At 42.2% G+C, this 23,488-nt stretch carries 23 protein-coding genes and 1 other RNA gene; 14 read left to right on the top strand and 10 right to left on the bottom strand.

Annotated elements, in window-relative coordinates:
* Window positions 1–5 precede the first annotated feature (5 nt).
* Together puuE and ACFOHL_RS00280 are read left to right on the top strand one after the other, a co-directional pair.
* Window positions 6–929 (top strand): allantoinase PuuE, encoded by a 924-nt coding sequence (gene puuE / locus ACFOHL_RS00285; RefSeq protein WP_376918195.1) that lies wholly within the window; start codon window positions 6–8, stop codon window positions 927–929.
* 346 nt (window positions 930–1,275) lie between these two features.
* The gene (locus tag ACFOHL_RS00280) at window positions 1,276–3,432 is read left to right on the top strand and encodes a sulfatase family protein (protein WP_376918194.1); all 2,157 of its coding nucleotides are present in this window, start codon (window positions 1,276–1,278) and stop codon (window positions 3,430–3,432) included.
* Window positions 3,433–3,510: 78 nt separating this feature from the next.
* On the opposite strand, the gene ACFOHL_RS00275 is transcribed toward ACFOHL_RS00280, so the two are convergent.
* The gene (locus ACFOHL_RS00275) at window positions 3,511–3,774 is read right to left on the bottom strand and encodes a hypothetical protein (RefSeq protein WP_376918193.1); all 264 of its coding nucleotides are present in this window, start codon (window positions 3,772–3,774) and stop codon (window positions 3,511–3,513) included.
* 76 nt (window positions 3,775–3,850) lie between these two features.
* A complete protein-coding gene (locus ACFOHL_RS00270) occupies window positions 3,851–5,182 on the bottom strand; it encodes an NCS2 family permease (protein ID WP_376918192.1) in 1,332 nt (443 codons plus the stop codon).
* A gap of 346 nt (window positions 5,183–5,528) precedes the next feature.
* Here ACFOHL_RS00270 and ACFOHL_RS00265 point away from each other — a divergent pair, with 346 nt between their 5' ends.
* Window positions 5,529–6,539 (top strand): adenosine deaminase, encoded by a 1,011-nt coding sequence (locus ACFOHL_RS00265; RefSeq protein ID WP_376918191.1) that lies wholly within the window; start codon window positions 5,529–5,531, stop codon window positions 6,537–6,539.
* Between the two features lie 168 nt (window positions 6,540–6,707).
* Window positions 6,708–8,132 carry a TonB-dependent receptor gene (locus tag ACFOHL_RS00260; RefSeq protein ID WP_376918190.1) on the top strand — a complete coding sequence of 475 codons (1,425 nt, stop codon included), beginning with the start codon at window positions 6,708–6,710 and terminating at the stop codon, window positions 8,130–8,132.
* A gap of 15 nt (window positions 8,133–8,147) precedes the next feature.
* Here ACFOHL_RS00260 and ACFOHL_RS00255 read toward each other — a convergent pair whose 3' ends face one another.
* The 3 genes from ACFOHL_RS00255 to ACFOHL_RS00245 all read right to left on the bottom strand — a co-directional run bounded on the left by ACFOHL_RS00255 (window position 8,148) and on the right by ACFOHL_RS00245 (window position 10,868).
* Complete coding sequence (locus ACFOHL_RS00255; RefSeq protein ID WP_376918189.1) at window positions 8,148–8,759, bottom strand: glutathione S-transferase family protein; 612 nt, start codon at window positions 8,757–8,759, stop codon at window positions 8,148–8,150.
* Between the two features lie 3 nt (window positions 8,760–8,762).
* Window positions 8,763–10,211 carry a dihydrolipoyl dehydrogenase gene (locus tag ACFOHL_RS00250; RefSeq protein WP_376918188.1) on the bottom strand — a complete coding sequence of 483 codons (1,449 nt, stop codon included), beginning with the start codon at window positions 10,209–10,211 and terminating at the stop codon, window positions 8,763–8,765.
* A gap of 99 nt (window positions 10,212–10,310) precedes the next feature.
* Complete coding sequence (locus ACFOHL_RS00245; protein WP_376918187.1) at window positions 10,311–10,868, bottom strand: acyloxyacyl hydrolase; 558 nt, start codon at window positions 10,866–10,868, stop codon at window positions 10,311–10,313.
* A 186-nt stretch (window positions 10,869–11,054) separates the two neighbouring features.
* On the opposite strand from ACFOHL_RS00245, the gene ACFOHL_RS00240 reads away from it, so the two are divergent.
* The gene (locus ACFOHL_RS00240; protein WP_376918186.1) at window positions 11,055–11,888 is read left to right on the top strand and encodes a helix-turn-helix transcriptional regulator; all 834 of its coding nucleotides are present in this window, start codon (window positions 11,055–11,057) and stop codon (window positions 11,886–11,888) included.
* A gap of 124 nt (window positions 11,889–12,012) precedes the next feature.
* A complete protein-coding gene (locus ACFOHL_RS00235; RefSeq protein ID WP_376918185.1) occupies window positions 12,013–13,044 on the top strand; it encodes a hypothetical protein in 1,032 nt (343 codons plus the stop codon).
* A gap of 62 nt (window positions 13,045–13,106) precedes the next feature.
* On the opposite strand, the gene mtnK is transcribed toward ACFOHL_RS00235, so the two are convergent.
* On the bottom strand, window positions 13,107–14,357 hold the full coding sequence (gene mtnK, locus ACFOHL_RS00230) for an S-methyl-5-thioribose kinase (RefSeq protein ID WP_376918184.1): 1,251 nt from the start codon (window positions 14,355–14,357) through the stop codon (window positions 13,107–13,109).
* Window positions 14,358–14,595: 238 nt separating this feature from the next.
* On the opposite strand from mtnK, the gene ACFOHL_RS00225 reads away from it, so the two are divergent.
* From ACFOHL_RS00225 to ACFOHL_RS00215, 3 genes are read left to right on the top strand one after another with little or no spacing between them, the layout of a single operon-like run.
* On the top strand, window positions 14,596–15,534 hold the full coding sequence (locus ACFOHL_RS00225) for a GlxA family transcriptional regulator (RefSeq protein ID WP_376918183.1): 939 nt from the start codon (window positions 14,596–14,598) through the stop codon (window positions 15,532–15,534).
* Between the two features lie 13 nt (window positions 15,535–15,547).
* Window positions 15,548–15,670, top strand: coding sequence for a hypothetical protein (locus ACFOHL_RS00220; protein WP_376918182.1), 123 nt, complete (start codon window positions 15,548–15,550; stop codon window positions 15,668–15,670).
* A gap of 12 nt (window positions 15,671–15,682) precedes the next feature.
* Window positions 15,683–15,919, top strand: coding sequence for a hypothetical protein (locus tag ACFOHL_RS00215; protein WP_376918181.1), 237 nt, complete (start codon window positions 15,683–15,685; stop codon window positions 15,917–15,919).
* 104 nt (window positions 15,920–16,023) lie between these two features.
* On the opposite strand, the gene ACFOHL_RS00210 is transcribed toward ACFOHL_RS00215, so the two are convergent.
* Window positions 16,024–16,923: a LysR family transcriptional regulator gene (locus tag ACFOHL_RS00210; RefSeq protein WP_376918180.1), complete on the bottom strand. Its 900-nt coding sequence runs from the start codon at window positions 16,921–16,923 to the stop codon at window positions 16,024–16,026.
* Between the two features lie 212 nt (window positions 16,924–17,135).
* On the opposite strand from ACFOHL_RS00210, the gene ACFOHL_RS00205 reads away from it, so the two are divergent.
* Entirely contained in the window at window positions 17,136–17,405 is a 270-nt protein-coding gene (locus ACFOHL_RS00205) for a DoxX family protein (RefSeq protein WP_376918555.1), read from the top strand.
* Between the two features lie 137 nt (window positions 17,406–17,542).
* Here the strand turns inward: ACFOHL_RS00205 and ssrA are convergent.
* Together ssrA and smpB are read right to left on the bottom strand one after the other, a co-directional pair.
* Window positions 17,543–17,910: a transfer-messenger RNA gene (gene ssrA, locus ACFOHL_RS00200) on the bottom strand.
* A 147-nt stretch (window positions 17,911–18,057) separates the two neighbouring features.
* On the bottom strand, window positions 18,058–18,528 hold the full coding sequence (gene smpB / locus ACFOHL_RS00195; RefSeq protein WP_376918179.1) for an SsrA-binding protein SmpB: 471 nt from the start codon (window positions 18,526–18,528) through the stop codon (window positions 18,058–18,060).
* A 118-nt stretch (window positions 18,529–18,646) separates the two neighbouring features.
* Here smpB and ACFOHL_RS00190 point away from each other — a divergent pair, with 118 nt between their 5' ends.
* The gene (locus ACFOHL_RS00190; RefSeq protein WP_376918178.1) at window positions 18,647–19,078 is read left to right on the top strand and encodes a type II toxin-antitoxin system RatA family toxin; all 432 of its coding nucleotides are present in this window, start codon (window positions 18,647–18,649) and stop codon (window positions 19,076–19,078) included.
* Entirely contained in the window at window positions 19,078–19,437 is a 360-nt protein-coding gene (locus ACFOHL_RS00185) for an RnfH family protein (RefSeq protein ID WP_376918177.1), read from the top strand. The genes ACFOHL_RS00190 and ACFOHL_RS00185 overlap by 1 nt, the downstream gene beginning before the upstream one ends.
* 66 nt (window positions 19,438–19,503) lie before the next feature.
* Here the strand turns inward: ACFOHL_RS00185 and ACFOHL_RS00180 are convergent, their stop codons facing one another.
* A complete protein-coding gene (locus ACFOHL_RS00180; RefSeq protein WP_376918176.1) occupies window positions 19,504–20,235 on the bottom strand; it encodes a hypothetical protein in 732 nt (243 codons plus the stop codon).
* A gap of 222 nt (window positions 20,236–20,457) precedes the next feature.
* Between ACFOHL_RS00180 and ACFOHL_RS00175 the strand changes: the two genes are divergently transcribed.
* On the top strand, window positions 20,458–22,896 hold the full coding sequence (locus tag ACFOHL_RS00175; RefSeq protein WP_376918175.1) for a sensor domain-containing protein: 2,439 nt from the start codon (window positions 20,458–20,460) through the stop codon (window positions 22,894–22,896).
* A gap of 52 nt (window positions 22,897–22,948) precedes the next feature.
* Window positions 22,949–23,320 (top strand): L-rhamnose mutarotase, encoded by a 372-nt coding sequence (locus ACFOHL_RS00170; protein ID WP_376918174.1) that lies wholly within the window; start codon window positions 22,949–22,951, stop codon window positions 23,318–23,320.
* Window positions 23,321–23,488 lie beyond the last annotated feature (168 nt).

The following is a 23,488-nucleotide window of genomic DNA, read 5'->3' as shown; positions in this document are numbered from 1 at the left end:
AATAAGTGAGTAAACAACAAAGCGATACACTTGACTACCCACGAGACCTGATTGGGTATGGTCAACATCCACCTCATCCAAAGTGGCCTAACAATGCAAAAGTTGCCGTTCAGTTTGTTATCAATTACGAAGAAGGGGGAGAAAACTGCGTTCTTCACGGTGACAAACAGTCTGAAATTTTCTTATCGGAAATTGTAGGCGCGCAAGCATATCAAGACCGCCATTTGAGTATGGAATCTATATATGAGTATGGAAGTCGGGCAGGTTTTTGGCGTTTGCACCGCTTGTTCACTTCATACAATATTCCAGTAACGGTATTTGGTGTGACAATGGCGATGGCTAGACACCCCGAAGCAGTAGCTGCCATGCAAGCAGCCAATTGGGAAATTGCCAGTCATGCGATGCGTTGGATCCACTATCAAGGCATGGATATCGAAACCGAGCGGCAACAAATTGATGAAGCCATTACCTTACACAAAACCCTGACCGGCGAAAAACCTGTCGGCTGGTATACGGGAAGAACAAGTCCAAATACCTTACAGCTCATTGCCGAACGAGATGATATTTTATATTGTGCTGACTCCTACGCAGACGATCTTCCATACTACGATACGCATTACCAAAAACCGCTTCTGATGGTGCCGTACACCCTCGATACCAATGATATGCGCTTTGCTACACCTCAAGGTTTTAACAGCGGCGAACAGTTTTTTCAATATTTAAAAGATGCCTTTGACATGCTTAGAATCGAAGGTGGCAGTTCACCTAAGATGTTGTCTATCGGTTTGCATTGCCGAATCATTGGCCGTCCGGGTAGGATTATGGCACTTCGACGATTCTTAGATTACGTCAGTGAATTCGATGATGTGTGGTGCTGCACACGTGAGAATATCGCTAAACACTGGTTAAAACACTTTCCTTATCGTTAAATATTAAAGTTGTCCTATTCGCACAAGCCACGTTATGATTGTTAGGAACATGTTCGCGAGAGGCTTCACTTTTGAAACGACTGTGATGTGGCGTGATATTTACTCTGAAAATGTCTATTAGAAATATATTGAGATACAGTGACAAAAAATTCATGGGCTGAATACAATAATTTTGAGAAAGTTTACGCTCAAAAAGACAAACCAGCCCTTGATATCTCTAAGGTTCAGAATAATGCTACTGCTTACTCATATACCGAACTGAAGTTAAGTGCGTTTACTTTTTTCTTAGCTGGAATAAGTCTCTGACCCCAAAATACCAACATTTGATGGAAAATTTAAAAAACACATGAAGTATTCATTACTCACATTAAGTTTGTGTTTGCTGTTATCACTTCAAACTCAAGCACAGCAGCTACGTGGTCATGCTCAAGCTGCAAAAGGAAATCATCAATCGCTATCATTTTCGGGTTGGGCATGCTTGAAGTCTAACAAAGATCCAATAAAAGTTTCTTTGTACGCAGGTGATGCCATAGAAACAGCTACTTTTGTCCAGGCAATACATGCGAATGAGCGCACATTCGATTCTGTAAAAAATTTGTGTGATAGCACCGGAAACCACGGATTCTTTATGACAGTGGATCAAGATACTTTGTTTCAATATGCTGGCAAACAAGCATTCATTGTGCACGAACAAGATGGTGTAAAAAGGCGTTTAGGTAATGTAGATAGTTTCTTTCCAGACTTCCCAAAAACTCGATTGCGCGGAGTTACAGATGGTATTGTAGAGGTCAATGGTGCTTACTTTGTCATGGGATGGGCTTGTCAAACAGATGTGGTTGATCCAGTTAGTTTAGAGTTTTCAGTTCTGAGTGATAACGGCTCTGTGGAGCCTGTAATGTCTGATGTAACAACAAGCACGATAAACGGTGGTGTGATAGAGGAACGCTGTAACACTGTTCGCGGAAAGCATCGATTTAGAACCCAAATACCCAATGAAATTATCAGACAATACGGCGGCAAAAAACTACTAGTAAATGCAGTAGCGAGATACGGACAAAATAAACAGCGTTTGGTGCACTCTGGACGATTTAGCTTGCCTTCTATTTTACCCAAAGCTGAGGAAGTGGTTCGGCCGAATATTATTGTTTTTTTCACCGATGATCAGGGTTATGCAGATCTGGGAGTTCAACAATCGCAAGAAGATATAAAAACCCCTAATATTGACCGCTTGGCGATTAACGGTGCTCGATTTACCAATGGCTATGTAACCGCACCTCAATGCTCACCTTCACGCGCGGCGATGCTAACTGGCATCTACCAAAACAGATTTCGTTTAGATGAAAATCGACATATACCTTTGACGCTCGAGGTACATACACTTGCTGATCGACTCAAAGCTCAGGGCTACAAAACAGGTATGGCTGGGAAGTGGCACTTGGAAATAATGGGTAACTCTGTGGAATGGGGACAAACTTTCTATCCGAGTATTACGCCATTTAGAGTAGGGAGGGTACCACAAGAGGTGAGGCAACGTTATTTTCCTCACAAGCGTGGATTTGATGACGTATTCGCAGGTTACACAGGCTCTTTTTTAAGAACATTTAACGAAAATGGAAATTCAATTCCAGTCGAAACGTACCGCAATAGAGAATTCAGAGTAGATTTAGTTAGTGACGCTTCTTTAACGTTAATTGACAAGCACTGGAGAAATCCATTTTTTCTATACATATCTCACTATGCGCCACACGTCCCACTTGAAGCTACTCAAAAATATCTTGACCAATTCCCAGGTGACATGCCTGAGCGTAGACGTTACGCATTGGCTATGATGGCAGCCCTTGACGATGGGGTGGGTCGAGTATTAGATAAACTAGAAAACTATAACATATTGGACAATACTTTAATATTTTTTATCAGTGACAATGGTGCTCCTATTGGCACAATTCCTGAGGATACGCCCATTACAAAAGGCGGTACTTGGAATGGCTCCGTAAACACTCCCTTCACAGGCGAAAAAGGTATGCTTACTGAAGGGGCGCTACGTGTACCTTATATTATGCACTGGCCCGACAAAATTAGAGGTGGCCAAGTTATCCACACACCTGTGTCCTCGTTAGATGCGGCTTATACATTGCTTAAGGCAGGAGGCGTTGAATCTTTGGAAGACCTTGATGGAATGGATCTAGTACCTCTTGTGACTGGTGAAGACGTTACACAAGCTTTTATGCAACGCCCACTATTCTGGCGTTTCTATTATCAACGAGCCGTTCGTCAAGGAAACTGGAAATATATGCAAGCTGGTATTAAAAGAGAATATTTATTTGATATGACTTTAGTTGAACCGGAAAGTGTCAACTACATCGACGACTATCCTGAGGTCGCGGCACAATTAAAAGCAAGATATTGGGAATGGGCTGCTGAAATGCCTAGACCTGAAACATTAAAAGAAATTCCCATTCCTTTTGGTAGACGAGTCGATCATCACTTACCGCCGAATAATTAAAAATTTATTTTTGTATTCACGTTAGCGGCATTATCATGAAAATTTCAACCGCTCTAGCAATTTTGAAATCCATTTTCACTAGCGTCTTCTGAATATATACGCACATAGCAAATATGCGACCGCGCCGGTAAGTGCACCCAATAGCTCAACTTGATCACTTGTTGCCTTTAAGACTTCGGATAAAAATATAACAGTAACTAGTGTTATAACTATGGTGCAAGCCACTTGCAAACTGATCAACTTAAGCCTTTCAGCAATACTTTGTTTTCCCTTAAATTTAATAGATTCATAAAAGAAGAGTATTAAAATTATGCCCGCGGCGATCACTATGTTTTCAATCACTATTGTTCCTACCAATTGGGTGTGGTCGTTAAACCACACCACTCATGTATGAAAAGAGTGGTGTTGCGCAACTAATTTATTTCAAATCAAACAAGTATCGCATAATAAAAACGGCGGCCATTATGTAGGTGATGAGAGTGACCTCTTTAAATTTGCCTGTACCGACTTTAATCCCCACATAAGTGATAAATCCGAGTGCAATGCCTTCGCTAATACTAAAGGTTAGGGGCATCGCGAGTAGGGCAATGGTTGCAGTTGCTAGGCTAGCAATGTCATCAAAATCAATCTGGCGTATGGAGTCCATCATGAAAATCCCGACCATCACCAAAGCGGGTGTGGTGGCCATTAGGGGGATGACCTTCATTAGAGGCGTTAAAAATAAGGCCAGTAAAAAACAAATCGCCACGACAACCGCGGTGAGGCCTGTTCTTCCGCCGGCTGAGACGCCTGCTGCTGATTCTACGTAACTCGTCACTGGCGACGTACCTAAACCAGCGCCGACGACACTGGCGGCCGCGTCTGCACTCATAGCACCACCAATTTTGGGGAGTTTACCGTTTTTATCTAATAGTTTTGCGCGACGAGAAACGCCAATTAGTGTGCCGATGGTATCAAACATGTTGACAAACATCAGCGCAAAAATCAGATCCCACGTTTGCGAAAAATGTTCTATGGGGTACCAAATATCCATTGCAAAAAATGTTTCACTTGCCGACTCTGGTAAGCCAACAATGGCCTCGGGTGTGGATGTCAGGTAAGCATCTCCAGATGGCGTGATTAAGCCAATCATCGTCAAACTTACAATTGATATTAAAATCGCCCCTGCGACACGCTTAATGATCAATACAATGGTAAAAATAATACCCGCTAAGGCGAGTAATACCGCTGGATCTGACATGTTACCTAGGGTAACAAAAGTAGCGGGATGATCGACAATCAAACCGGCATTTTTGAGCCCTATAAAGGCTATAAAAAGACCAATACCACATTGCACTCCAATTTTTAGTGCGGCAGGTATGGCTTCGGCAATCTTCGTCCTTACGCCGGTCACGGAGAGCAATAAAAACAAAATACCATTCCAAAATACTATACCCAGTGCGGCCTCCCATGGAATTTCTCGGGTGATACAGATGGTAAATGCAAAAAAGGCATTGAGGCCCATTCCGGGAGCTAAGGCAATTGGGTAATTGGTGAAGGCTGCCATTAGGAGCGTACCTAAACAAGCGGCAAGTGCCGTGACCGTAATCAATCCTGCGGTTGGCATTCCGCTTAGACCGAGAATACTCGGGTTAACAATTAATATATATGACATTGCTGCAAAGGTTGTTAAGCCCGCAATGACTTCTGTTTTAAGGTTTGTACCGTGTTCGGGCAATTTAAACACGCGCTCGATTAGAGAGATTGACATAAGCCTCCGCAGCTTTTTACAAGCTTGTTATTATTGAGTCTGATTTTCACGAGGTATATACACCGTGCTAGCATTGTAGTGTGGATAAGCAATAACTTGACCAGTTAGTCAGTTTATTGGTCTAAATTCTGCTACACTGATGTTCAACTAATCCAGTGTAGCTGGAATTACTGGCGCATGCTAGAGCTGGCAACGTAGCTTTGCTCCTCTCGCCGTCATGTAATTTATAAGAGGATAAAGGGGTAGGCGACATCACGCTTAGTTCTGCTTCCTAAAAGTGCAAAAAACAATGTAAAGCCATAACTTGGTGCATTAAATTGAGTTGCAGTGCAAAAGGAGTAACAACATGGCAAGCAATGACCTAATCAGATACTTACCCAAAGCAGAATTGCATCTGCACATTGAAGGCACGCTTGAGCCTGAGCTAATGTGGCAACTGGCAAATAAACACGACATAGTCTTGCCTTACGAAAGTGTCGAAGCCATCCGCGCAGCTTATCAGTTCGAAGACTTACAGAGTTTTTTAGATTTGTATTATCAAGGTGCGGACGTATTGCGGGATGAAGATGATTTTTACCAGCTGATGTGGGCATACTTGTTAAAATGCAAAGAAGACAATGTTGTGCATACAGAAATGATGGTCGATCCACAAACCCATACCCATCGCGGCGTGGGCTTCGAAGTTTTTATGCCCGGATTTAAGCGAGCAATTAAGCAAGCAAAAAAAGAACTCGGCATCTCATGTTATTTAATTTTGTCTTTTTTACGGCACTTACCGGAAGAAGATGCTTTGCAAACCCTAGAGGAAGCAAAAGAATACTACGATGACTTTATCGCCGTTGGTCTCGACAGTTCTGAGCTAGGTAATCCGCCCAGTAAGTTTGAAAACGTATTTGCCCGTGCAAAGTCATTAGGGTTTAAGTGCGTGGCACATGCTGGAGAAGAGGGGCCGCCCGAATATGTATGGCAAGCTCTTAATTTATTGCAAGTAGAACGAATCGATCATGGTGTAAGAAGTGCTGAAGACCCAGTATTGATGCGTAAATTAGTTGAAAACCAGATCCCCCTTACAGTATGCCCGCAAAGCAACTTAAAGCTTAATGTGGTCGATGAAATGTCGCAGCACAATATCCTAAAACTGTTGGATGACGGCTTGTTGGTGACAGTGAATGCCGACGATCCCTCATATTTTGGCGCCTACATCAATGGTAACTTTGAGTCATTGGACAGGGCGCTAGACATGAGTGACAAACAGCTGGTGAAGTTGGTAAAGAACAGCTTTTTCGCTAGCTTTTTACCCGAAGATGAAAAAGAGTATTGGCTGGCTTTGATTGATAAGGCATTCGCCTCAAAGTAGCGATTTACATAAGCTTATCAACTAGTTAAATATTTAGCATAAGCTAAATATATATGCTGCTTGTATTGAAAGTTTTTTCAAATCGGCCGATAATCGATATATCTTTGAAGCATAACTTAAGCCGATACACGTGGTGTCGACTTTAGACATACTCGTTCAGGATCACTCATGGAACACAAAAACATAAGTTCTCGTTCTACCCCTCAAAAAGCCTTGCGGTTAAATTTAGATGACAAGAAGTACGGCACCATAGTTGAAATTGGTGCAGGTCAGGAAGTGGCTCGGCAGTTCTTTTTAGCGGGAGCAGCGGCGGGGACAATCGCCAAAACCATGTCTGCTTACGATATGAAGTTTTCAGATGCGATTTACGGTGTTCAAAATGACGGTCGTTACGTGAGTAAAGCACGTGTTAAAGCGATGATGGAGCAAGAGTTTGATCTAGTGCTTCAACGAGTAAGTGAAGGGCGATCAAAGTCATCTCGTTATTTTGCCTATGCCGCAACGGTGGCAGCAAAAAGCTTCAATCGTCAAAACGAATGCCATGCATGGTGTGGTGTGCGTATACAAATGTACCCTGGGGCAGAGCCTTCGAATATTAAGGTACATGTGCGTATGCACGACGACAATGCAGAAGCACAGCAACAAGCACTAGGTGTGTTAGGCGTAAATTTGATCTACGCCGCTTATTACTATTTCGAAAACCCTAAAATGTTTATCGATTCGCTGACTGACAGTATCAAGCCAGGCCGAATCGAAATTGATTCTATCGAGTTCCTGGGGCCTTATTTTGAAGATATCGATAATCGCGCGATTAACCTTCACTTGATCAGAAGTTGGAAAACTCGCGCTATTATGTTTAGACCCGATGGCAGTATTTGTGTGCCAGCAGAAATGCTTTACAAAAAAAACGTACTGACCATCAGAGGTTCATTTCGACCTGTGACTAATCTCAACATCGATATGATTGAGCAGGGGCGGGTTGCATTTCTGGAGACAGAGGGCGTGGAGGAAGATAACACGGTTGTTATCGCAGAGATTTCGTTGAACGATACCAGAGGGAATGACAACCACGTACCTGAAGAGGACTTGGTACAGCGCGTCCAATTGCTGAATTCACTCGGTTACAATGTAATGATTTCGGACTACACCCGTTACTTCTCATTGCGCGCATATTTCCGACAGTACACAAAAATGGAAATAGGTATTGTCGTGGGGATGGTCAACCTCAAACAAATCTTTGATGAAAATTCTTATCAAGGTGTAGAAGGTGGTATTTTAGAAGGCTTTGGTAAACTATTCCCAGACAACACGCGCATGTTTATCTATCCTGAACTCAATGTTGAAGGTGAGTTGCGTGATTACAACAGCTTTAAGGCGCAAGAACATTTACGGTTTTTGTATCGCCACTTGTTAGAAAATGACTTTCTAACCGGATTGGATACGAGTGATACTGAGTTATTTAAAATATACTCACGAGAAGTCCTCAAGCAACTCAAGTCAGGCAGAGGAGAGTGGGAAAACTCGGTGCCTAAATTAGTGGCGGAGCAAATCATTGAGTTTGGCTTTTTTGGATTTAAAAAGAAACGGCGTTGACGGGGTTCGTAAAAACTACAAACCCGCACCTATTTCATAGCTTTTGATGACCGCTGGACGAGCCGCTATCGCATCCATCCAAGCCTTTGTATTGGGGTAGCGGCCTAAGTCAATATCTAAATAGCTGCCATTTGCAGCATACACCCAAGGGAAAATAGCGATATCTGCAATACTGTATTCCTCAGCAATAAATTCGCGTTGAGTTAATTGTTTTTCTAATACAGAAAGCAAGCGATGAGATTCGTTAAAGTAACGTTCTTTTGCATATGGAACATCACTTGGTGCCGCATTTTTAAAATGCCCCGCTTGCCCCATCATCGGCCCCAAGCCACCTATTTGCCACATTAACCATTGCATGACTTCGTAATACGCAGATGTTTCGCTAGGCATAAAACGTTGATATTTTTGCGCTAGATATAACAAAATAGCGCCAGACTCAAAAATACTCAACGAACCGTCAACTAAAGCGGGAATTTTGTTGTTTGGCGAAATCTCCAAAAAAGCAGGCTCAAACTGTTGACCTTTGCTTATATTTACAGGGTGAAGCCTGTATTCGATAGCGGCTTCTTCAGCAAAAATCAAGGGTTTATAGCCATTCGGCGTGCGCCATAAATATAAATCAATCATCGTCTATGCACCCGGTCCACAATCAATACAATTTAATGGCGGTTGTGGCCCCATACCCATCGCCTGCAGTAAACCCCGCAGCGCCGTGCGTAATCCCTCTTCAATCACCGGATGATAGAAGGGTAACTGCAAAATGTCTTCAACTGTCATACGCATCTGAATTGTCCACGCTAATAGATGTGCGAGATGCTCTTGTCCTGGGCCAATCATTTCTCCGCCGAGTAATATCCCCGTGTCTTTGTCGCCGTATAGTCGCATTAATCCCTTATTCACTAGCATTACTCTTGAGCGCCCTTGATTTTCAAAACTTACTGAACCAATCGCGAAGTCTACACCACTCTCATCTAGCTCACGGTAGGATTTTCCGACTGTGGCAATTTGCGGATCTGAAAAGACCACACCAAGCGGCACTTTCCTAGCTCGTCGATAAACGGAAGGGTAGCGTCCTGCATTTTCACCGGCTAAACGGCCTTCGTCAGAAGCTTCGTGAAGGAGTGGAATGTCGGCGTTTGCATCACCGGCAATAAAAATATGGCTGTCTCCACATTGCATAGAAAGCGGGTTATATAAAGGTACTCCACGCTTGTCGAGTGCTAAATTAGTATTTTCTAAACCAATATTGTCGACATTGGCCCGACGCCCCGTAGCGGCCAATAGGTAATCAAAGGTTTCAATCGTTATGTCGGCATCTGGTGTTGATTTAAAGGTAATTTGCACGCCTTCATTTACGCGTTTTATCTCTTTCACTTCGCCACTACTATGAAATGAGAATTCTTGCTTAAACGTTTTTAGCGCATAATTTTTTACTTCTGGGTCTGATAAAGGACCTACCGAATCACCTGCACCAAACAAATGGACGTTTACACCCAAACGGTGCAGTGCTTGTCCAAGTTCAAGCCCAATCACACCCGCGCCAAACACAGCTACAGCCTTAGGTAACTCGTTCCATTCGAAGACGTCATCGTTTGTAATCAATCTATCTTCAGCACCATTAAAAAAAGCAGGGATATTGTGCCTTGAACCGGTAGCAATAATAATTCTATCCGCTTTGATTGTATCGCCGTTTGACAACGCTAAAGTGTGATCGTCGACAAACTTAGCGTAAGCTTTTATCTTGTGCTTGGCGTCAAATTCAGCTACGTCTTCGTTCACAAAACTGACAAATCTATCACGCTCGTCGCGCACCCGTTGCATCACTTTTGAACCGTCGACTTCCGGTATTGCACCTTGCAGTCCAAATTGTTCATATACTTCCGCTCGGTGTCGGGCTTCAGCCGGTGCAATTAATAATTTTGACGGCATACACCCCACACGCGCACATGTTGTCCCGTATTCTCCACCCTCTATTAACGCGATACTATCCGTGACTTTTCGGGCTTCTCTATAAGCACCCATTCCAGATGTGCCAGTACCAATAATTGCGATGTCGACCTGTTTTATTTGAGAACTCATTGTTTTGCTTCCGTAGTGTGTTTATAAGCGTAGCTTCTGCTTGAAAAAAGGGATACCGTTTTATAGGTACCCCTAGAGGGAGAATACATTTTTCTTTGGCTAAAAAGAATATGCGTATGATAAATTTAGAAAATCGACGCCAGGGTTTTTACTATTTAAACCGCCATTACTGTAATGCATGTACCTTACCGCCACAGATTGTTTGTTTTGCTTGCCAAAATCCAAAGCGAGCCCAAGGCGATCTTCAAATTGATAGTGCGAACCGATGTCCTTGCCAGCAAATTGTGTATCTTCGACGAGTGATACACCGATGCCAAACTCCCAACGCAAAGGGTATTTGCCTTTTACATGGTAAAAGGTTTTACCTATGACTGGAGAAAGCGCAATAACATAGTTTGTCTCGTGTTGATTTGATTCACCAAACTCCCAAAAGTTAACACTGACCTCCCAATACAAATCAAGTTTGTCAAAGTAAGGTACATTGTTCCATTCGTAAACATAGGGGCGGTAGGCTAATCGCAGACCTGTAATGTCGTCAGAACCAATCAGTAAATCGACGGCTACGGCCTGAGATACCGTGTTTTCTTTTGCAGAAACATTAAACGTGAGTAGCCCAAATGTTAGGATAAAAAGGGTAGCGAGTAGTGACGATTTCATTTTAGTCTCCATAGTGTGTTTTTTTGCTAGTAGAGGATGGCCAAATTGTTATGGTGCCTTTGCTTGCCTCTGTTTTGTTGTTAAGTAATATAATGGCAAGGCAGAACTAAAATGCGTCTAATCGTGTTTGTTTTCATACCGATCTGCCATAAAGATTAGTTTTGGTATTATTCACTGGAGAATTACTTGGATTTGCTATCAAACTTATTGCAGCACTTTTCACTGAATGCAGATGTCTTTTTCAGTGGAAACTTGTGTGGTTTACACGGTTTTGACGATGAGGATAGCTGTTCTGGTCATCTTCATTTGTTAAAACAAGGGAGCTTGGTTGTTAAAGACGGAAAGGGCTACGAAAAAACATTAAGTGAACCTTCGTTAATTTATTTCCCTCGGGCTCACAGCCATAGTTTGATCGCAGATAATGGCCTTGGGGCCGATCTTGTTTGCGCTCGTATTGACTATTTTGGCGGACAACGCAGCCCAATTATTAACGCCTTACCGTCAATATTGGAATATCCAATCGAGTCTACTGGCTTGTTAGGACAGTCTGCTCGATGGGTCTTTGATGAGGCCTTTGCGGAGAGAAGCGGTAAGACCTTGGTATTGAATCGGCTTTGCGATATTTTTATTGTCAATGTGTTGCGAAAATTATTGGAGGAAGGAGTATTTAAAGAGGGTATGATGGCAGGACTTGCCAATCCGCAACTTGCGAAAGTCTTAGTCGCAATCCATGCGCAGCCTCAAGATAAATGGTCACTTGTAAAAATGGCCGAATGCTGTGCAATGTCACGCTCGAAATTTTCTGATTTATTTAAGCAAGTAGTGGGTCAAACACCACTCGACTACCTGACTGAGTGGCGGATAACTATCGCGCAAAACCTGATAGCTAAACAACAGAACATGGATTTAGTGGCGCATCAAGTTGGCTATGAAAATGGATCAGCATTGGCACGGGTATTTAGAAAAAAAATAGGGTGTTCTCCCAAAGCTTGGTTGATGGCGTCACAGTCACAAGCGTAAATATGATAATACTTTAGTATATAGTCATACAGCCGAATTGCCGTCTAGCGTCGTGCAAGTTGAGGATCTACAGTAGGAAGGTGTAGCAACTGTGCTACGCAAAACTATTTGCGGAGGCGACACCATGAACAACAGCGACAGTAAAAAACATCCCTTCAATGTAGGCGGACTATTATTGACAAAGGGACCACCAAAATTAAAGAGTTTAAGTGGATGGAAAACAACATCCAATTGGCATGCCGCCGCTTCTGTGCCAGTAGTGCCCGCGCAGATGGTAAGTTTTCAGAGCGCAGCGCCTGTATGCTCTAAAGTGCTGGAGTATGACGCAGGTTCTGCAAATGCGTTCTTTCCAAATTTGCAGGGCGATGCTTGGGCATTGACGGGTACCAAAAGCAACCCCGCTATTTGCGCGCTTACCATTAGCAAGCTTTACCCTGTTACGATCAGTCTAACGTTGCATTGTAATTGTTATTCACTTCCAGTTGGCAGTAGTGTTGGGCAACTCGTTGTACTGGTTAATAAAATTCCAGTGGGTGTGCTCGCCGTTGGTTCAATATGGACAGATGCGACTGTTAACATTCAGGCCACATCTTTAAACCCCGTAATTTCCGATACGAACCTCATAGAAATCGTCGCGGAGGAAGGGTCTTACAATATTGTTTCTGCCACGATCGAAAACAGTACAGTTGTGACCGCAAATTATCAGTGGTATTCGCAGTTTAATGGAAGCTTACAACCCAATGCGTCAGCATCATTTGACCAAGATCTTACAGTGGGTTTGACCAATTCAAGTTCACAGACGAAAACATTTGGTACTTCTTTGGGGATTTCACAAAGTATGGGGGCTTCTGTAGACGCGATATCCGCAACGCTAAGTGGTTCCTTCAGTTTAAGTACTCAAGAGTCGAGCACAGTGACTATTTCCGTCAACACTCAAACTCAGAAAAGCTATCAATACGCGCAAACAAACCCCACAGGGGAGGCCATTGCTTATGCGTTTTGGTGGTTAAGGTTACAATATGTGTTACCAAATGGTGCCTCAATTACGATAGATGCTCCACCTCAGGCGACGGTATTACAAACCTATTACCCTCCCACTGAGTCAGATGCACTACGCAATCACCTAAACTCACCCTCTGAAGCCATTGAGTATTAACGATTCTGTTTTGAACAAGATTAAGGGGCATTTTACATGCCCCTTGTATGCTGATTTACATGTCACTTATCGTTGTTCAAAATATGTGTTGCGTTTAAGCTGGAAAAGTCACGGTGTGTATTTCTTGTTAGCAGCATCTCACGGGCAAAGCGCAGTATCTGTGCTTCTAACTTAGCGCGTTGTTCGTTGTTCTCGAATTGCATGACATCAGCTACTTTTGCAACACCCAGAATACGCCTCATCATTTTAACTGCTGCAAATCCCATTGTGTCAGACAAAATGGTTTGCATAAACCATTCTCGAAAATCCGAGTGGGCAAGCTCTACACCCAAATGATCACCTATAAAAGCGGTGTTATCCGGATGGTTGTCATGTTTTTGCCACAGCGATAGGAACTTTGTTTCAAACTCAAGCCAAACGGTTTCGATAAGGGAGAGTAAAGATGTAGCATAGCTTTCGGATGAAGGGTTTGCGGTATGTTTTTGGGCAAAATAGTTTACATACAAATTCGCGATAAATGCACCAATGTCAAAGCCGATAGGGCCCATAAAAGCAAACTCGGGATCAATTATATACGTGTCGTTTTCGTTAACCATAATCGAACCTGTGTGCAGGTCGCCATGAATGAGGGCTTCATTTTTACTGGCAAACGCCCATTTCATCTGCCCAATATGCATTCGTACAGTCGGATCTTTTTGAATACTATCGATGACGTTTTGACAGAGTGATGGGTTGTAGTTGTTGGTTTCATGTCCCTCAAATGGGTAGGTAAAAACAAATGCCTGTGTGATCTGGCACATCGCTTGATTGCTTAGTTTAGTGGGTTGATATTTGTTACCTTCAGCAAATGCACTGGAATAAAACAAGGTGTTAGCTAAATAAGACGACATATGGCTAGCGAGCTTGGGCAGTGATTGTCTGGCTATTAAAGCATTGCGTAAAAGTAGATGTTGCGAGAGATTTTGCATGATGATCACGGACATCGCGCTGCAACTGTAATAAAGCTTAGGTGACATAGTTGGACAAACTTGGGCTTGGTAAGTCAAGGCTTGTTTTTCAACATCCATTCTCTCTCTGCTCAAAGGCCAATCTTTTCCGAGAACTTTTATGTATGGCGGGGTTTGTTTTACAAAGACAGAAGACTTGTCTTTATTCTTGCTCCTCACAATAAACGCGTAGTTCATGTTGCCGTCGCAGACTTCTTTTACCTCAAGTGCAGAAAAGTCATCAAAGAGCATCCCCATTGCAGGGACAGTACTGAGATATTCAACAATGTTTTGTTCGGTCAATGTGTAATATGCGGTAGATGTCATGTGTTATGTACTTACTGTTTTTCTCGAAATAGTCAATTGAAATAAGGCTAGCAGAATTATCAGAAGAGTGAATCACAAAACCATCACATTCAATCTTAGATTATTTAAATGCAGCTCAACATGAGAGTGAAAACCGCTATTAGTAAACAATACGTCTTAAATTGATGATTATTTGTCTTATCAGACAGAATTGTTCTTGTAATACTCTAATAGCACTGAATAGTAAACGGGGTTAATTATGACTAAACGTATTGTGTTTTTTATTGCCGATGGCTTTCAGCCCTTGGATTTGTTTGGTCCGTTGGATACCTTTGTAGAAACTAATACTTTCTTACACGATGCGTATACTTGTGTGATTGCTAGTTTTACTGCTGGCGAAATCAAAAGTAGTGCAGGGCATCGTGTTATGGCAGATATTTCAATATCTGAGCTGTCGGAGCTTGATTATTTTGTAGTCTGCGGAGGAAGTGGTACGCGTACCTTAAAATTGACGACCGAACAGACACTGATCTTGACGCAAGTATGCGACAAGGCAGAAAAAATTATCAGTATTTGCACGGGTGCTTTCATCTTGGCGCAAGTTTTTTGTAACGAACAACGGCGACTGACCACGCATTGGCGTCATTGCCACTCTTTGGCATCACAACACAAGCACATAAGTGTAGAAACCGAGCCCCTGTTTATTAACGACAGCAATGTTTGGTCGTCTGCGGGGATATTGTCGGGCGTTGACTTGGCTCTAGAGTTGATCAAACAAGACTATGGCAATACAGTGGCTTCTGCCGTTTCAAAAGAATTAGTGGTGTACCTGCAGCGAAAAGGCAATCAACAGCAATTTTCTGATCTATTGCAGCTTCAATCCGCACAAAACATTCGTCTTACCCCTCTGTTGGATTGGGTGCTAAACAATATAGAGCAAAAGATAAGTGTTGAAGATCTTGCTACGCAAGCATGTATGAGTAGCAGACAACTTACCCGAATGTTCAACAAACACCTCAAAATAAGTCCAGCTGCTTTTATTGCCAAAGTCAAATTGCATCGAGCAAAGGATATGTTGAGCGAGGGTAGCCATTCTTTAAACGCCATTGCTAGGCGAGTCGGGTTTACCAATTACGAGAGCTTTAGGCGTGCATTCGAACGTCAATTTGGCCTATCACCCTCACATTATTCAAGTTAAGGAGGATTGCATCATGAAAATTTTACCTCTAATCGTAGCGTTCATACTCGGCACATTTCATTTTGTCGCTTTTGCCAAAAGCAAGCAGGAGATAATTCGCGCAGCGAGTGAAGGCGCACCGAAACACATTACGTAAGATGCCAGTTTTATGTATTTTGATGGCAAGCTCCCCAGCGCGGCTCATTGCGCATTGGTGTACATGATGTCGCCAAAGAACAAATACTACGATCATCATCACAATCACCTAGTTGACTCACCCATTCATCAAATGTACTTTTTCCCAAAGCTTGATGACAAGGTGTTTTCACTGCAGTCTAGCAAGGTATTTTTGTGGCAGGGTTTTCCGCACCTAAGTGCGTTGATTGTGGTAGTAGAGGGTGAATAGGCGTGGGAGTGGTACCAGAAAGCCGAATATTGACTGAATTTGTTGTGTGAGAGCTTTACCAAACTAGCATAGATTTATGCGTACGCAGATGCTTTTAAATTTTGTTAGCTTTCAAAGCTTATATTGTTGAAATAGTTAAATAAATACTCTGCAACGATACGAACTCGTTCGGTTTTTTTAAGGTCGGGATGGTAGAGGATCCATAAATCACTCTTGGTATCTTTCGATAGTTCCGCTATTTCAATCAATCCCTTTCTCTTCTGGTCGCGAGGCAGTAGAGCGATACCAAAGCCAGCTTCTGCGTAATTAGACATGGCTGTTAATTCGTCGCACCTTACGACGATAGCATCGTTAAGGGTTGCTTCAAGCCAAGTGAATGCTGACAAGTCTAGCATACTGCCTGTTGCGCCAATCAACGGGTAGTTTGCAAGTGTTTCAAAGGTAGGGAGCGTGGAGCAATTGCCAATAAAACATTCAGAAGCAAAAAGTGCCCACGGTATAGAAGCTGCCTTGCGTCCAACTAAATGTTCTGGCGGACTGTTTGTTGCCCTTATAGCAATGTCAGCTACTCGAGTATTCAAATTAAATGCGTCGTTACTTGAGAGTATTTCAAAGTGTATATCTGGGTACTTTTTTGAAATATTGGTAAGTGCAGCTGGTAAATAGCGGTTAGCAATGTTAAACGGTGCCGTTATTTTTACGGCTCCGCTAGGTAGAAACTCTCTGCCAACTATGTGCCTTTCAATTTCTTCAGAGCTCTTGAGCATTGAGTTGGCAAATAAGAGCACTTCTTTCGCCAATGGGGTAGCAACGTACCCTTTTGATCCGCGAACGAATAACTTACCGCCAAGTTCTTTCTCTAGAGACTCTAGTCTTCTGAATATAGTCGTGTAATTCACCCCTAATACCCTCGAGGCACCACTCATTGAACCAGCTTTATCTACTACTGTAAGTATTTTTAGCGAATTCCAGTCCATATGCAAAATTGCAACTTTAAAATGCATCAATCTACACTTTGACTGCGATAATGCAAGTTATATGATCAACGCATCTTGAACAAGGTTTTTGGAAACAACATGAAAATTCCACAAAATTACGAACTAGCTGCTTTCCTACATCGAATAACCCTTGGGCTTGTCATGATTGCTCATAGCCTGTATTTGAAACTTTTAATTTTTACACTCCCTGGTACCGCGGAGTTTTTTCTTACCTTAGGATTGCCGAAATTATTGGCATATGTTGTTTTTTTTCTGAAGCAGTATGCGGCATTGCCTTAATTCTCGGTTATAGAAGCCAGGTAGCGGCAGGACTATTGATACCAATTTTGATTGGGGCAACATGGGCTCATAGGGATGCTGGCTGGTTGTTTGTCAATGAAGGTGGCGGATGGGAATACCCATTGGTGCTTGTTTTAATGGCAGTAGTTCAAGTCTTATTGGGCAATGGAAAGTATGCTGTAGAAAAGGAGCGTTATGATGAAAAATGAAAATATCGAGCCAATAGCGTCTAAACTATGTCTAGATCTTCAGCGTCCAGCATCAGCTATAATTTGCTGATAGTAAAGTCGCAGGTTAATAAAAAGCCCTAATGGCTGGTGAGGGCTCGTTAGGTTTTTTTACAAGATGGTGGAGCTGGCGGGAATTGAACCCGCGTCCAGAAAGCGTCAGCGTTTGGTACTACATGCTTAGTCTTGTCTTTACATTCGCTCTATTACTGCGGACAGACACGCCATAATAAAACTAACCTGAATTAAATTTAGCAGTTCAACTCTCAGGTGGGAGTATCCGTGCGATCCTGTTTGGGTTTGACTCCTCGAACTCCCCGTCTTACAGGCGGAAGCTAGGGCGAGAAGGCTCTATGCAGGTTATTAAGCTGCTAGTGCGTAGTTTTCGTCGTTTGCGACTATTTTTTTGCGGCTTTTTAAAGAGGCAAACCGCACCTCTGCATGCACCTCCGGCATCATTGAATCCTGTCGAATCCAGAGCAGCCCCGAGTTTGTTTTGTTATCTTTTCGGTAAGTCAGTTAGAACAATTATAGGTGAGTATATAAGAAAAAATTTTATTTAAATTAGTCTTTAGGAACAAGATTAAGGCGGTGCGTCCGTTATCCACCGCCTTAAAATTGTTTACTCTCAGTGCTAACTGTGTTTCATGATACGCTCTTTTTGCCTTGCCCAGTCTTTATCTTTAAGGGCGTCACGCTTATCATGAGCTTGTTTACCTTTCGCTAAAAACAATTCTACCTTAACCCAGCTCTTTTTCCAATACATAGCTGTCGCAATTATGGTTAAACCTTGTCGATCGAGTCCACCAGTGAGTTTGTCAATTTCGCGTCTGTTGAGCAGTAACTTTCTTTGGCGGGTCGGGGCACAAATTACGTGTGTTGAGGCTTGACTAAGCGGCGTTATGTTAATATTGGTGACAAATGCTTCGCCATCTTTAAGAAAAACATAGGCATCGGTAAGGTTCACTTTACCTGCTCGGATACTTTTTACTTCCCAGCCTTGTAACTGCAAGCCCGCTTCAAATTTGTCAAGCAGGTGGTACTCGTGTCTGGCGCGTTTATTTTGCGCAATGGTGTTTGAATTTGCATTCTTATTCTTTTTCATGGCGCCATTATACTTAGCGAATTGTAGCTCGCAAGATAAAACAAGTTTGTTTTTAAGCGCTCGAATGACTAGAATTCTCCTCCTGTAATAAAAATCACATAGGCATTCATCAGACTTTATGCCAGAAGTAAATAAGAGTGCGCTCGTAGCATATAGTGCACAACAAATGTTTGATTTAGTAAATGATGTATCGGCATATGATCAATTTTTACCAGGATGCAAACGAAGTACCGTGTTATCTTTTGATGACGAGCAAATGACGGCGCGCATGGTATTGAGTAAAGCAGGGATAGAAAAAGAGCTGGTCACTCACAATAAGCTAATTAAAGATAAAGAAATCAGAATGGAACTAGCTGATGGCCCATTTAAATCACTTCAAGGTGGATGGAGATTCACAGCACTAAGTGACACAGCCTGCAAAGTTGAACTTCGTCTTGAGTTTACTTTTACTAACAAGTTTATTGAAATGGCGTTTGGAAAAATATTTACATCACTCACAAGCAATATGGTACAAGCCTTTACACAAAGAGCAAAACAGGTATACGGATAGTGGCAGATAAAATAGCGATTGAAGTCTGTTATGCCATACCCGAGAAACAGTCGTTACTAGAGGTATTGGTGCCTAAAGACAGTACAGTGCAGCAAGGCATCGAACAGTCTGGTATTTTAAATATACACAGCGACATTGAGCTCGATATCAATAAGGTAGGTATTTGGAGTAGAGTTTGCAAACTCGATACCATACTTAGTGAAGGTGACCGTATAGAAATTTATCGCCCCCTGATTGCCGATCCAAAGGAAGTCAGAAAAATGCGCGCCCAACGCGCCAAAGAAGAGGGTAGAGCCGACAAAGTCACAGGTGGGCGTGTGACAAACAAGGACAAAACTGAGGCCAATAAAAACAAGTAGTTAGAGGCTGTTGCTTTGTGTTAAGGAATAGCGTCACCTAAGTGCAACAGGCTCTAGCAGAACGCGTCAAACGGTCTTTTTTACTAGTTCATCAACTAGTTTTTCTAACTCATTTATTTTCTGCAACAAGTTGGTATTTCTGCGCTCCAGCAATATCGTTTTTTCGTTTAATTCACGTAATTTACTGGCTTTGTCACCATCTTGTTTATTCAGATTTTCTTGCTCTACGGTGAGTGCAAGAATATTATTTGCTTGCTCTGAAATATTACTGTTAATGCTGTTTATACGACTGACAAGCTGTTGGTTATCTGATTCTGCACCGTCAACGCGTTTGTTGATGTCGCCGACAACTTTATTGACGTCGGTTTGGAAAGTTTTTACCGAAGATTGTAAGGATTTAATTTCTTGCTGATTTCGTCGCCACGCACTTGCCCAGAGCTTATCCATTTGATCCCAGAGTTCATTGGATTTTTCTGTCAGCTCCCCCACTTTTACTTGTAATGCTACAGTCGAATTGCCAATTTCTTCGCCTGTTGCGGACAATTGGTTTTCTACCGACAAGATACGCGCCGCGCTATCAGCGATGGTTTTATTGGCTTTGTCTAACTCTAAATACAAATATGTACTGGCACCCAGAGCGGCCACGGTTAATAGCATCAAGCCACCCACCAAAAAGTTATTACTTTTGACTTGCACTACGGGAGCAGAGCTAGACTTTCTGGCACTTGCGACTGTAATTCTATCATCGACATCAACATTAATGGGCGCAAAGTCTTTGTCTTTATCACCTGTAGCCATTCTACATCCTCTATTATTCCATGCTTGTTTTATATTTTGATCTTTTCGTTGCGCAAGCTATGAAGCGTTGTGTTTTTAGCTATGAATTTTGCGTGCAGAAAACACGCCCAACGCGCTTACCGCAAATAATAATACCTTATGTAGCTGAAGGTGCTAGTAAAAAATTGCAAAATCGAATAAACATCCATATGATGAGAATTCCAATGTCTTTACGCGTGATATATGAAGCTCAGTCAAAAGTTATCATTTAAATTGGGGGTTAGAAGTTTAGCCCTTCTAGTTTTTCTTGGTTTAGTGATGGCTTTCTTACAAACTTTGTTTGATTTTAAGCAACGGCAGCAAGAAGTGAGAGGGAGTATCGACTCCATTCTTGAGTCAGCGCAGACCAGTGCGTCAAATGCCGTGTTTTTGCTGGATGACCAGCTGGCAAATAATGTTATTAATGGCTTAGTGCTGTTCGACTATTTTAGCTATGTGTCAATCATAGATGATCACGGTAATGTAATGGCTGAGTTTTCTCGGCACGAACAAAACATGGTTGAGGAAGATTTTCCCAACCAAAGCTCATATAACCCCGTACTTTCTTTATTCTCCGACAATTTTACAAAGTCTAGTATTATTCTCTCTGGCCAGCCTTTGTCAACGGGGCGATCACACATATACGGTGAACTTATATACGTCATTGACAACCATGTGGCTTTGTCTGGCGTATACGACAGAGCAGTGCGTGCATTTATTATTGCATCGGCAGGTTATATCTTTTTAACCATCGCCTTGAGTGTCGTGTATCACTTTATGTTGGCGTCACCACTTATTCGGCTGTCTCGGCGTTTTCAGCGTGTTAATACTAAGTCTATTGCTACCCAACAAATCAGTCACTTAAACGGGCATGACAAGGACGAATTTAGTCTAATTGTAAATGCCGCAAACGACATGTTGTCGAGGATATCAACCAGTCAAGTATTACTTACTGAGCGATCACAACGATTTCGGTTAATATTAGATACGGCACCTGCCTTGATTTTTTCTTTGGATAAAAAGCTTGAGTTTGTGTTTGCTAATAAAGCAACGGCTGCATTTTATGGCTACTCAATATACGAGTTAAAAGGTCGCTCTGCTAATGAAGTGATAAAGCCCATTGACCCTGAATTTATGCGTGCCATCAATTCGTTTTTTAATGGCAAAAAAAATCAGATTAGCAAAACTATCAAGATAAAGGATGCGAGCGCTTCAGATTGTTATGTTGAAATGACCTTGGTTAAATTTAAAACGCCAGAAAAACACAGTATTTTGGTTACCGCAACAGACGTCACCAAGCGAGTAAACGCCGAGGAAAGAATTGAGTCGCTGGCTTATTTTGACCCACTTACTTCCTTACCCAATCGCAATAAAGTATATGAAGTCCTGAGTGTTCACAATGAAGAACAAGAGGGCATGTACGGTATTGCTGCTATCGCTGACTTAGATCAATTTAAGAGAATTAACGATACATTGAGCCACAGCGTGGGTGATCAATTGATTGTGAAACTGGCTAGGCGTTTGCAAAAAGAATTCTCATTTTCTGACTTAATTGCCCGTCTTGGTGCGGATGAATTTCTATGTATTGAAGAAAACGTATCTGACAATTTGCAGACTGCTACCAATGGTGCAGAAGTGCTCGGTGAGCGTCTTAGGGCATGCATAAATAAGGAAATTGAAATCGGCTTGCACAGCTATGCTTTGACCGCATCGATTGGCGTAATCGTTTTCAAAAAAGGGCAGTCTTCCGCTGACGAAATACTGCAATATGCAGATACGGCTATGTACGAGTCTAAGCGGACAGGTCGAAACCGTGTGACCTTATTTAAAAACGAAATGGCAACGCAGGCTGCAGAGCTGCTAAGACTTGAACGAGACATCATGAAAGCGATGTTCAGAGATGAGTTCTTCTTTGTGCTTCAGCCACTGGTTGATTCTGATACTCATCGTCTAGTAGGGGCGGAGGCGCTGATGCGTTGGCGCAAAGATGGCGAAATTGTCAGCCCCGGTGAATTTATTCCCTTTCTTGAAGAAAGTGCCCTTATTGTCGATGTTGGCGAGCGTATCTTAAATGCCATCTGTGAATATATTGCAGATCTTATCCAACGCAAGATGATGTTTGATGACTTCAAAATAGCGGTAAATATCAGTGCAAAGCAGTTAGCAAGGCATGACTTTATTGATTGTGTGTCGAGAATACTGAAAAAGCACAACATCGACGGAACGTATCTGGAGTTTGAGATTACAGAAAGCGTTGCTTTGGACAACAAAGACGATACCATTCACAAAATTGATATATTGAAAAAGATGGGTATCAGTTTCTCCTTGGACGATTTTGGTACAGGCTACAGCTCACTTAGTCACCTTAAAGATCTCGATGTAAACAAGCTTAAAATTGATCGTTCCTTTGTTAATGATATCACTCACGATCCTCAGGATGAAAAGTTGGTGAGATCGATAATTCAATTGTCTCGTAACCTCGGCCTAGTGACGGTTGCCGAAGGTGTGGAGACGCAGGCTCAAGTTGAGTGGTTGATGTTACAAGGTGAAATATTATTGCAAGGTTATTATTTTAGTAAGCCACTTCTTCCTGAAGCTTTTGAATCTAAATACCTCACACAAGAAGCCGCTATGAGTCGATAAACACTTCGTTAAAACAGCCTTTACGACTACCACCTAATTCTCTGAGGAAAGCATGAGCAATAACCACAGCCAGCGTAAACGATATTGTTTAGCTTTGGATCTACAAGACGATCCCGACTTAATTAATGAGTACATTGCCTACCACCGACCTGAAAATGCTTGGCCTCAGATAACCGCGAATATGGAAGAAGTGGGTATTTTAGATATGGAAATCTATCACGTAGCGGATCGCTTGTTTATGATCATGGAAACCACCCTTGACTTTAATCCTACTGCACTGCCTAAAACAGCAGAAGGTCGACAAAAAAGCGAAGAATGGGAAGCGCTTATGTGGAAGTTTCAGAAACCCTTAGCTTGCGCTAAACCATCCGAGAAATGGGTACCCATGGAAAAAATTTATGATCTTAAACAGGCGATAAAGTAAGTTAGCATAATAGACAATATCCCATCTATTTGTATCTATAGCCTGTACAAAGTGCTTTTTCAGTATCTCATCTAACCAAATAAATATATATAAATATCAGAAACTTAAAATTTATTTTCATTAAATTAAAAAAATAACTAAAAAAAAACCTCATTTCGTGGAATAGCT

The sequence above is a fragment of the Agaribacter flavus genome (genome assembly GCF_042646125.1).
Taxonomy (GTDB): Bacteria; Pseudomonadota; Gammaproteobacteria; order Enterobacterales; family Alteromonadaceae; genus Glaciecola; species Glaciecola flavus.
Note: the sequence above shows the minus strand (reverse complement) of the source record. Positions and strands in the feature narration are given on the sequence as shown.

Excerpts from the sequence above, each read along its gene's own strand:
- ACFOHL_RS00280 (WP_376918194.1), top strand. The coding sequence starts at position 1,276 with ATGAAGTATTCATTACTCACATTAAGTTTGTGTTTGCTGTTATCACTT.
- ACFOHL_RS00270 (WP_376918192.1), bottom strand. The coding sequence starts at position 5,182 with ATGTCAATCTCTCTAATCGAGCGCGTGTTTAAATTGCCCGAACACGGT.
- ACFOHL_RS00265 (WP_376918191.1), top strand. The coding sequence starts at position 5,529 with ATGGCAAGCAATGACCTAATCAGATACTTACCCAAAGCAGAATTGCAT.
- ACFOHL_RS00260 (WP_376918190.1), top strand. The coding sequence starts at position 6,708 with ATGGAACACAAAAACATAAGTTCTCGTTCTACCCCTCAAAAAGCCTTG.
- ACFOHL_RS00255 (WP_376918189.1), bottom strand. The coding sequence starts at position 8,759 with ATGATTGATTTATATTTATGGCGCACGCCGAATGGCTATAAACCCTTG.
- ACFOHL_RS00250 (WP_376918188.1), bottom strand. The coding sequence starts at position 10,211 with ATGAGTTCTCAAATAAAACAGGTCGACATCGCAATTATTGGTACTGGC.
- ACFOHL_RS00245 (WP_376918187.1), bottom strand. The coding sequence starts at position 10,868 with ATGAAATCGTCACTACTCGCTACCCTTTTTATCCTAACATTTGGGCTA.
- ACFOHL_RS00235 (WP_376918185.1), top strand. The coding sequence starts at position 12,013 with ATGAACAACAGCGACAGTAAAAAACATCCCTTCAATGTAGGCGGACTA.
- mtnK (WP_376918184.1), bottom strand. The coding sequence starts at position 14,357 with ATGACATCTACCGCATATTACACATTGACCGAACAAAACATTGTTGAA.
- ACFOHL_RS00225 (WP_376918183.1), top strand. The coding sequence starts at position 14,596 with ATGACTAAACGTATTGTGTTTTTTATTGCCGATGGCTTTCAGCCCTTG.
- ACFOHL_RS00220 (WP_376918182.1), top strand. The coding sequence starts at position 15,548 with ATGAAAATTTTACCTCTAATCGTAGCGTTCATACTCGGCACATTTCAT.
- ACFOHL_RS00215 (WP_376918181.1), top strand. The coding sequence starts at position 15,683 with ATGTATTTTGATGGCAAGCTCCCCAGCGCGGCTCATTGCGCATTGGTG.
- ACFOHL_RS00210 (WP_376918180.1), bottom strand. The coding sequence starts at position 16,923 with ATGCATTTTAAAGTTGCAATTTTGCATATGGACTGGAATTCGCTAAAA.
- smpB (WP_376918179.1), bottom strand. The coding sequence starts at position 18,528 with ATGAAAAAGAATAAGAATGCAAATTCAAACACCATTGCGCAAAATAAA.
- ACFOHL_RS00190 (WP_376918178.1), top strand. The coding sequence starts at position 18,647 with ATGCCAGAAGTAAATAAGAGTGCGCTCGTAGCATATAGTGCACAACAA.
- ACFOHL_RS00180 (WP_376918176.1), bottom strand. The coding sequence starts at position 20,235 with ATGGCTACAGGTGATAAAGACAAAGACTTTGCGCCCATTAATGTTGAT.
- ACFOHL_RS00175 (WP_376918175.1), top strand. The coding sequence starts at position 20,458 with ATGAAGCTCAGTCAAAAGTTATCATTTAAATTGGGGGTTAGAAGTTTA.
- ACFOHL_RS00170 (WP_376918174.1), top strand. The coding sequence starts at position 22,949 with ATGAGCAATAACCACAGCCAGCGTAAACGATATTGTTTAGCTTTGGAT.